The organism is Williamwhitmania sp. (assembly GCA_035529935.1).
Classification (GTDB): Bacteria; Bacteroidota; Bacteroidia; order Bacteroidales; family Williamwhitmaniaceae; genus Williamwhitmania.
On the sequence record DATKVT010000219.1, the window covers coordinates 1 to 9,258 of the forward strand.

Genomic DNA, 9,258 nt, shown 5'->3' on the forward strand with positions numbered 1-9,258 from the left:
TTAGCGAAGCGATCTCATGAGCGTAGCGAATAAACCACCTTGCCACTTGCTAGTGGTTACTCGCAAATGCTCGTGAGGGCCTCGCCGTTCGGACACGACTCCGCGCACAAGGGACTTGCACCCTCTGGACTGGCTCCTAAACGCATCGTTTAAAAGAACTTTTACTATATTTACCATTCAAGGCACACACACGCGGTCATAAAACATTGCGCGGATAGTGCTATATTTGAACGAAATAACATTTAATCAACGGCTTAGCGGGCTGATAAGTTTGTGCTTCGAAATGCGCAACGTTTCATACCGCCATCCGTTAGCAATAATTTAAAACAAAACGAAAATGAAAAAAATTTTACTCTTAACATTAACGATTTTACTATCAAATTTATCAATCGGACAAGAAATTCCTAAACTGAAATTAACGCCAAACGGGGTTGAACCAATCGTTGTGGAAGTTGACAGTTTGAGTGCATCCGAAATTTATCAAAAAGCGCAAAATTGGGTTCAGGAAACCTATAAAAATCCTGACAAAGTTCTCAAAGCAAATATTGCGAATGAAAAAATTAGAATTGATGGATTTGCTACAGATGCTTGGTGGTATAAATCGTTAGGAATTCGTAATTCCTATAATATGGAATATACCATAGAAATATCATTCAAAGATGGACGTTATCGATTTGAATATATTATTGGACAATTTTACATCGATGGTGGACAAAAAGTACTTTACGACTATGGAACTTTTTACAAGAAAAGTGGCGAAATTAAAAAATCATATACTGACGCTGTGCCAAGTTTGGAGTTAACAATGAATGAACTTTCTCAATCATTTTACAATTATGTAAGCGGAAAGACATCTAAAAAAGATGGTGATTGGTAATATTTTATAGAATTTGATTTAACATAACGGAATTAAAAAACTATTGCCAATAAATAGGACTTCGTGCGGTCGGCACGACCCAGCATGAACCCCAAAGGGCTCACGAGCGAAAGCGAGTAACGCTCGGTTGCACGCGATCCCGCAGCACCACACTTTTTCTATGATGCTAATTCCAGATTTAGGCAACAAAGCCTCAATCGCTATAAGCAAGTGTCGCGATTCCGCCAACCGAAAGGAAAAGAACAAAGCTTGCAACCGCACCGAAAATAAGTAGTACTTTACGAACCGATTAAAAACAACGGATTATACAAGGAATTAGTAGATGATAACAGGAGATTTACGATCGCAGATTGATAAAGTGTGGGAAGCCTTTTGGACGGGTGGCCTATCGAACCCCATAACCGTAATTGAGCAGATGACCTATCTGCTTTTTATTCGCCGGTTGGACGAGCTGCAAACCCAAAAGGAGTCGAAGGCTAATTTGCTTAAGAAACCAATTGAAGACCCTATTTATAAAGCTGAGGAGAACGAGCTGCGCTGGAGCCATTTCAAGAATATGGATCCGGAGGTGATGCACCGCATGTTTACCAAGAGTGATGGTGTTTTCGATTTCCTGCGCAACGTGGGCAACCGCAGCGCAGCCTTTAGCAAGTTTATGAAGGGGGCCACCTTTATGATCCCCACCCCCCGGCTGCTGGCTCAGGTGGTGGAGATGATCTCCAACATCCCCATGACCGACCGCGATACCAAGGGCGATGTGTACGAATACCTATTGAGCAAGATTGCCTCGGCGGGACAAAACGGACAGTTCCGCACCCCTCGCCACATTATTCGCATGATGGTGGATATGGTGGAGCCAACCCTGGAGGATGTGATTTGCGATCCGGCATGCGGCACGGCGGGCTTCCTAACCAGCTCCGGCGAATACATCCGGGAGCATTTCGAGAAGGAGCTCTACACCGATACCATAAAGAAACACTTTCAGGAGAAGATGTTCATGGGTATGGAGTTCGACCCTACCATGATTCGCATTGGGGGAATGAACCTGATGCTGCACGGCATTGAGAACCCGCAGCTGTTCGATATGGATGCGCTGAGCGAGGCCAACGGCCTATTTACCGAAAAGGCAACGCTGGTGCTGGCCAACCCACCCTTTAAAGGGAGCTTGGACCGGGAGGCGGTGGATGGAAGAATACTGAGCGTGGTGGATAGCAAGAAGACCGAGCTGCTATTCCTGGCCCTAATCCTAAAGGGGTTGAAGCTGGGTGGCAGAGCGGCGGTGATTGTGCCCGATGGCGTGCTCTTTGGCAGCAGCAACGCCCACATGCAAATACGCAAGGAGCTGATTGACCACCAAAAGCTGCAGGCGGTGATAAGCATGCCCAGCGGGGTATTTAAACCCTACGCCGGGGTGAGCACTGCCGTGCTGGTATTTACCAAGACCAACAGCGGTGGAACCGATAGCGTCTGGTTCTACGACATGAAGGCCGATGGCCTCAGCTTGGACGATAAGCGCCAACCCATTGAGGCCAACGACATCCCCGATATTGTAGGCCGCTACCACAACCTAAAGGGCGAAACCAACCGAAGCCGAACCGATAGCAGCTTTATGGTTCCGGTAAAGGAGATACAGGACAATAAGTATGACCTAAGCATAAACCGCTACAAGGAGGTGGTGTACGAGGTTAAAACCTACGAGAAGCCAACGGTAATCATCTCCCAAATTGAGGAGTTGGATAGGGAGCGTGCCGCATTGCTAAACCAGTTAAAAACGATGCTGGTATGAGTTGGATAACTATTCCTTTGGGTGAGATAATAACTATTTCGAAAGGTAAAAAACACACACCTGTTGACGGAGGAATAAATCGGTATATTAATATCGAAAACCTTCATGATGCAGAAAATTCATTATTTACCAACGATAATGGTGTTTTTGTTAGAAATGAGGATTTAATTATTGCCTGGGATGGCGCAAATGCTGGTAAAGTCGGAGTTGGTTTCGAAGGAGTAATAGGAAGTACGTTAGCAAGATTAAAGTTGAAAGTTGATAATGCTGACCCAAATTATCTCTTCTGGGTTCTTGAATCCTTAAATTCTAAAATTAAGTCTCAAAGAACGGGTGCAACCATTCCTCACGTTAATGGATCTGCACTTAAAGAAATTGAAATCCCTCTCCCCCCTCTCCCCATCCAAAAGCGCATTGCCGAAATACTCGATGCCGCCGATGCCCTAAAGCGCAAAGACCAAGAGCTGCTAAAGAAATACGATGAGCTGGCTCAGTCCATCTTTATTGATATGTTTGGGGATATTGAGAAGAATGAAAAAGGCTGGGAGGTAAAAAGGTTTGATGAAGTTGTTGACTTTCCTTCAGGTCTTGTTGATCCTAAAATATCACCTTATTCCGAAATGTACCATGTAGGTGGAGATAATATTGAGAGCGCAACTGGAAGAATATTTGGATTACAAAGAACAAATGAACTATCCTTGAAAAGTGGCAAGTTCTATTTTACCAATAAACATATTTTATACAATAAAATTCGTCCTAAACTCAATAAAGTTACATTGCCTGATTTTGAAGGAATTTGTAGTGCAGATATGTATCCATTATTACCCAAAGAAAAGTTCCTTACTAAGGAATACTTATATTTTATTTTAAGGAGTGATTCATTCCTTGATTTTGCTGACAAGCAATCTAGAAGAGCGAATATCCCAAAAATAAACATGAACGAAATGTCTCTATTTAGATTCCCTATTCCTCCAAAGAAGATTCAAATCCGATTTATGAATCAACTTGAAAGGTTAAACAGTATTTCTTTAAGAAACAATGAGTCTTCATTAAAATCAAAAGATCTATTCAATACTTTAATTCAAAAAGCCTTCAATGGTGAACTAGTAGCAGAATGAGCAACTTCAACTTCATACCAGGTCAGTGGGCTGAGCTAGCCAAAGCCCCACAGGAGGCCGAGGAGCACGTATACGGTGCACCGCTGTATGCCGCCATGCTCTGCCGCAAGAGCTTGGAGGAGTGGGTGCGCTGGATCTACGAGCACGATGCCGACTTGGTGCTGCCCTACGATACCACCCTGAGCTCGCTCATGCACGACCAGGGGTTTAAGAACCTGGTGGCCCCCTCGCAGTTCTACCAGATTAACCTTATCCGCAAGCTGGGGAACACCGCGGTGCACTCCAGCGCCAAGATTAAACCCCAGGAGGCGCTTTACGCCCTTAAGCTGCTGCATGGATTTATCGGTTGGCTAACACAGGTGTACGGCGAGGAGCGGTTGCCTGTTGCTCCATTCGACGAAGCGCTCTTGCCGAAGGTCGGGGCCAAGGATAAGAGCAAGGAGGAGCTTCAGCAGCTGGAGAAATCGTTTCACCGGCAGCAGGAGCAGCTCCAAAAGCTGGAGGCGGAGCTGGCCAACATCAAAGCCATAAAGGAGCAGAACGTTGCCTCCATCCCACCTCCCATTGATCCCAACGAAGACCTTACCCGCAAGATATACATCGATACCCTGCTGCGCGAGGCGGGATGGGATCCATACGGCTACAAGGTTCCTGAATACCCAATAAAGGGTATGCCCCAAGACATCGGCAACAACGGTGCCGGCTTTGTGGATTACACCCTTTGGGGCGACGATGGAAAGCCTGTTGCGGTGGTCGAAGCCAAACGGACCAAGCGCGATCCCCGCGTAGGTCAGCACCAGGCCAAGCTATACGCCGATTGCCTGGAGAAGGAGTTTGGTCAGCGACCGGTTATATTCTACTCCAACGGTTTTAGAACATGGATGTGGGACGACCTGAGCTACGCCCCCCGCGAAGTGTTTGGTTTCTACACCAAGGACGAGCTGCAAATGCTTATCCAGCGCCGAACATCGCAAAAGGCACTTCCCGTGCAAGCGATCAACAACGATATTACCGATCGGCCCTACCAGCACGAGGCCATTCGCTGCGTAACCGAGGCGCTGCATGGCAAGCATCGCGAGGCCTTGCTGATTATGGCAACGGGCACCGGCAAAACAAGGGTTTCAGCCGCCATCATCGATCTGCTGAGCAAAGCCGGCTGGGTAAAGCGGGTTCTGTTCCTCGCCGACCGAAACGCCTTGATACACCAAGCTAAGACAAACCTGAACGATTACCTGCCCAACCTACCGGCAGTAGACCTCACCAAGGAGAAGGAGGACGAAAGCAGCCGCATTGTATTCTCCACCTACCAAACCATCATCAACATGATTGATGGGGAGAGCGATGGGGATAACCGCTACTATGGCGTTGGCCATTTCGATTTGATCATCTTCGACGAGATACACCGCTCGGTTTACAATCGCTACAAGCACGTTTTTAACTACTTCGATGGAGTTCGTATCGGCTTAACCGCCACCCCAAAATCGGAGGCCGATCGCGACACCTACGCCCTGTTTGGCATGGAGCCGAATAACCCAACCTTTGCCTACGAGCTGGAGCAGGCGGTTACCGATAAATGGCTGGTTCCTCCAAGAGCTATCTCGGTGCCCATTAAATTTCAGCGAAGCGGCATTAAGTATGCCGAGCTTGGCGACGAGGAGAAGCTGGCGTACGAGGAGCAGTTTACCGACCCTATTACAGGCGAGTATCCCAAGGAGATAGATGCCGAGGCATTAAACAAATGGCTCTTCAACACCGATACGGTTGATAAGGTGATAGGCCATTTGATGCAAAATGGCATTAAGGTGGAGGGCGGCGATAAGCTGGCCAAGACCATCGTGTTTGCCCGTTCGCACCTTCATGCAAAGTTCATCGAGGAACGGTTTAACAAGCAGTATCCTGCCTATAGGGGCGATTTCTTAAAGGTAATCGACCACAAGGAGGAGTACCGCTACGATCTGCTGAATAAGTTCAAGGAAAAAACAAAAGAGCCGCAAATTGCCGTATCGGTGGATATGCTCGATACGGGGATTGACGTTCCCGAGGTATGCAACCTGGTATTCTTTAAACCCATCCGCAGCAGCGTGAAGTTCTGGCAGATGATTGGCCGCGGAACCCGACTGTGCAAGGATCTATTCGCCCTAAAAAAGGACAAGAAGGAGTTTGTGATATTTGACTTCTGCGAAAACTTTGAGTTTTTTAATGCAACCCCCAAAGGTATCCTTGGTAATAGCAGCAAATCGCTAAGCCAACGGCTTTTTGAGCTTCGCTTGCGCTTGGCCTTTGCCCTGCTTGGTCAGGAAGAGGTGGCGTTGAAAGAGTATGGTCAAGCAGTTGTCGACCATCTTATTGAACAAACACAGGCACTGAATGGCGAGAGCTTTATTGTTCGTCAGCATTGGGAGGTTGTGGAAAAGTATCGCGATGCCAACGCTTGGAACGCTTTAAGCGATTTGGATGTAAAAGAGCTGCATCTTCACATTGCACCTCTAATGATGGAAGTCGAGCAGGACGAGCTAGCCAAACGATTCGATGTCCTAATGCTCGATATTCAGCTAAGCGTGCTGAATGGAACAAAAAAGCAGGCCGAGCTAATAAACAAGGTTGTAGATACAGCAGGAAAGCTGAGCAAGAAAGCCTCAATTCCGGCGGTTGCCAAAAAGATGGATACGATAAAGGCGGTGCAGCAGCGCTTATTCTGGGAAGGTGCCACCATTCCTGATATTGAGCGAGTGCGCATCGAACTAAGGGACATTATTAAATTCTTGGACTCGGAGCACATGCCCATCTACTTTACCATGTTCGAGGATGAGATTATGGGAGATATAAAGGAATTTCCGATAGTATGGGGGTTTAATGATTTGGAGGCATACAAGCGCAAGGTAGAGCAATACTTAAAGGAGCATAGCAACAACATTACCATTTACAAGCTGCGCAACAATGTATGCATCACCAAAGACGAGCTGCAAGAGCTGGAACGAATGCTATTCCAACAGGGAACGCTGGGAACAAAGAAACAGTTTACCGATGCCTACGGCGAGCAGCCACTGGGCAAGTTTATCCGAAGCATTGTTGGGTTGGATGTAAATGCAGCCAAGATGGCCTTTGGCGAAATATTGAATAATCAAACCCTAAATGCCCACCAGATCCGCTTCATCAATACCATAATAAACTTCCTGAATGTAAAGGGAATCATTGAACCCTCCATGCTGTTCGATGCCCCCTTTACCGATATCAGCTCCAACGGCATCGGCGGACTATTCGATGAGGCAATCGCCACCCGAATCATTTCGTTGATTGAGATTATCAATCACAACGCGGAGGTGGCGTAGAAGATTGCCAACGCATCACAGCAATGAATGGCAACCACTCTCTTTGCACTACCCTGGTGGTTGGCAACTTGCTCCCGCCTGCCCGTCCAACGGCTGCAACGCTCGGATAGAACCAACAAAAGGCTGTTCAGACAGTGCCGACCGTTTGCAAGAAGCCGCTGCCGAGATTTACATCATTTAGGTAACCAAAGCCTAAAATAGTTAGGTCGCCGTTTGACGCGCTATAAATTAATTGTAGGTTTGGGTAGGATACAGTTTTGCAGCATAAATAAGCGAGTTGGCGGTCATTGTTAGCCGACACTCCAAACTTAAATAGACTAAAATAATGAACAACGAAACGACATTAAGAGAATTTATGAAAAGCGTTTGGAACGAAAAGAATGTTGCAACCATTTCTAAATTTTTAGCAAGCGAATACACAGTGCATATTGACAATGCTGACCCATGGGAAGGAAAGACTTTAGATTGGAATGAATTTGAAACACGGTTAAACTACACTTTCAATTCATTCCCAGACATTCACTTTGACATTAAAACTGCTGTATCTGACGGGAATCTTGTTGCAATAACTTGGGTTATGACAGGAACAAACACAGGGAAAATAGGGCAATTACCAGCGACAAATAAAACGATAGAAGCAAAAGGAGTGACTATATATCATTTTAAGGATGGAAAAATTTGTGGTCACACACAGGTGTATGACAGAACTACTATTATGAGACAATTAGGTTTCATTAGGTAACCAGTGATATTTTAAAGAGAAATTAATACAAACCACTAACAGCGCGTTTGCCCCACTTGTTCCTATGGCCCTATCCAGCTAGGTTCACGGGGATATCGCCTACCCAACTAGCTACAAACCTGCCCATCCAATAGCAATTCTCGAAGGAGTTAGGAGAACTACGCCTGTTCAATGGTTGCACCTATAAGTGTTGATTTTCCAGCCATGGCAATTCTACCTGCACTACTCATATACCGAACGTTAGACTTAGGTAATTAACCATACAAACTTACAAGATTGTTTTTTTCTACCTTTGGAATAAATAAGGAAGTGAACTGTCCGAAAAAATCGGACAGCTGTATTAAAATGATTTGAATATGACAAAAGAAACCGCCATAAAATTATTCGAACAAAAGCAAATACGCTCAGTCTGGAAAGAAGAAGATGAGCAATGGTATTTTTCAATAATTGATGTAATTGAGGTTTTAACAGGAACCGACCGACCGCGCAAATATTGGAGCGATCTTAAAGCTAAGCTGCAAAAAGAAGGAAGCGAACTGTCCGAAAAAATCGGACAGTTGAAATTAGCTGCCGAAGATGGTAAAATGCGATTAACAGATGTTGCGGATACCGAGCAGCTGTTTAGGTTAATTCAAAGTATTCCGTCGCCCAAAGCCGAACCCTTTAAAATGTGGCTTGCCCAAGTTGGCAGTGAGCGTATCGACGAAATTGAAGACCCTGAATTGGGCATTGACCGATTAATGGAGACATATTTGCGAAAAGGATACAGCAAAGAATGGATAAACCAGCGTTTGAAAAGTATCGAGGTAAGAAAGGAGTTAACCGATGAATGGGAAAACCGGGGTGTACAAAAGGGACAGGAGTTTGCAATCCTGACTGATGAAATTACAAAGGCATGGAGTAGCTATACAACCAAGCAATATAAAAACCTAAAGAATTTAAAAAAAGAGAATCTTCGTGACCACATGTCAAATTTGGAACTGGTGCTTAATATGCTTGCCGAGGCCACAACAACCGTGATTTCTAAAGAGAAAAACCCCAAAACTTTTGATGACAATAGGAAAATAGCAAAACAAGGTGGAACAATTGCCGGAAATACAAGACGCGAGATTGAAGAAAAAACTGGAAAAAGGGTTGTAACAAGCCATAATGCAAAACAACTCGATAAAAACAAGAATAAAGAAATTGATGATAAATGATCTCAAAGCCCGCTCAGGCACACGTGCCGTCCGTTTGCAACAAGCCGCTGCCATGGAAGGCAGGCTAAACACTTAACAATAAAAAATAATAGCTATGTTCACGGGGAGAGCCCTCCTCCCCGTTCCTACACCCAAACCAACCAGAAAAGCTACCCCCCGCACCCAATTCACTTTTCACCATTCACAACTCACAACTCACAACTCACA

At 45.5% G+C, this 9,258-nt stretch carries 6 protein-coding genes; all 6 read left to right on the plus strand.

Features of this window, described 5'->3' with window-relative positions:
* The first annotated feature begins 337 nt into the window (after window positions 1–337).
* The 6 genes from VMW01_16720 (at window position 338) to VMW01_16745 (ending at window position 9,051) form a co-directional block, all read left to right on the plus strand.
* Window positions 338–877 carry a DUF4468 domain-containing protein gene (locus VMW01_16720; GenBank protein ID HUW07891.1) on the plus strand — a complete coding sequence of 180 codons (540 nt, stop codon included), beginning with the start codon at window positions 338–340 and terminating at the stop codon, window positions 875–877.
* A gap of 322 nt (window positions 878–1,199) precedes the next feature.
* The gene (locus VMW01_16725) at window positions 1,200–2,663 is read left to right on the plus strand and encodes a class I SAM-dependent DNA methyltransferase (protein ID HUW07892.1); all 1,464 of its coding nucleotides are present in this window, start codon (window positions 1,200–1,202) and stop codon (window positions 2,661–2,663) included.
* Window positions 2,660–3,781 carry a restriction endonuclease subunit S gene (locus VMW01_16730; protein HUW07893.1) on the plus strand — a complete coding sequence of 374 codons (1,122 nt, stop codon included), beginning with the start codon at window positions 2,660–2,662 and terminating at the stop codon, window positions 3,779–3,781. The genes VMW01_16725 and VMW01_16730 overlap by 4 nt, the downstream gene beginning before the upstream one ends.
* Window positions 3,778–7,110 carry a DEAD/DEAH box helicase family protein gene (locus tag VMW01_16735; GenBank protein HUW07894.1) on the plus strand — a complete coding sequence of 1,111 codons (3,333 nt, stop codon included), beginning with the start codon at window positions 3,778–3,780 and terminating at the stop codon, window positions 7,108–7,110. Before VMW01_16730 ends, VMW01_16735 begins: the two co-directional genes overlap by 4 nt.
* Before the next feature lie 325 nt (window positions 7,111–7,435).
* Window positions 7,436–7,852, plus strand: a complete 417-nt coding sequence (locus VMW01_16740; protein HUW07895.1) for an ester cyclase — start codon at window positions 7,436–7,438, stop codon at window positions 7,850–7,852.
* Window positions 7,853–8,208: 356 nt separating this feature from the next.
* Entirely contained in the window at window positions 8,209–9,051 is an 843-nt protein-coding gene (locus VMW01_16745; protein HUW07896.1) for a Bro-N domain-containing protein, read from the plus strand.
* Window positions 9,052–9,258: the final 207 nt, after the last annotated feature.

Coding starts and splice junctions, on each gene's coding strand:
- VMW01_16720 (HUW07891.1), top strand. CDS start 338: ATGAAAAAAATTTTACTCTTAACATTAACGATTTTACTATCAAATTTA.
- VMW01_16730 (HUW07893.1), top strand. CDS start 2,660: ATGAGTTGGATAACTATTCCTTTGGGTGAGATAATAACTATTTCGAAA.
- VMW01_16740 (HUW07895.1), top strand. CDS start 7,436: ATGAACAACGAAACGACATTAAGAGAATTTATGAAAAGCGTTTGGAAC.
- VMW01_16725 (HUW07892.1), top strand. CDS start 1,200: ATGATAACAGGAGATTTACGATCGCAGATTGATAAAGTGTGGGAAGCC.
- VMW01_16735 (HUW07894.1), top strand. CDS start 3,778: ATGAGCAACTTCAACTTCATACCAGGTCAGTGGGCTGAGCTAGCCAAA.
- VMW01_16745 (HUW07896.1), top strand. CDS start 8,209: ATGACAAAAGAAACCGCCATAAAATTATTCGAACAAAAGCAAATACGC.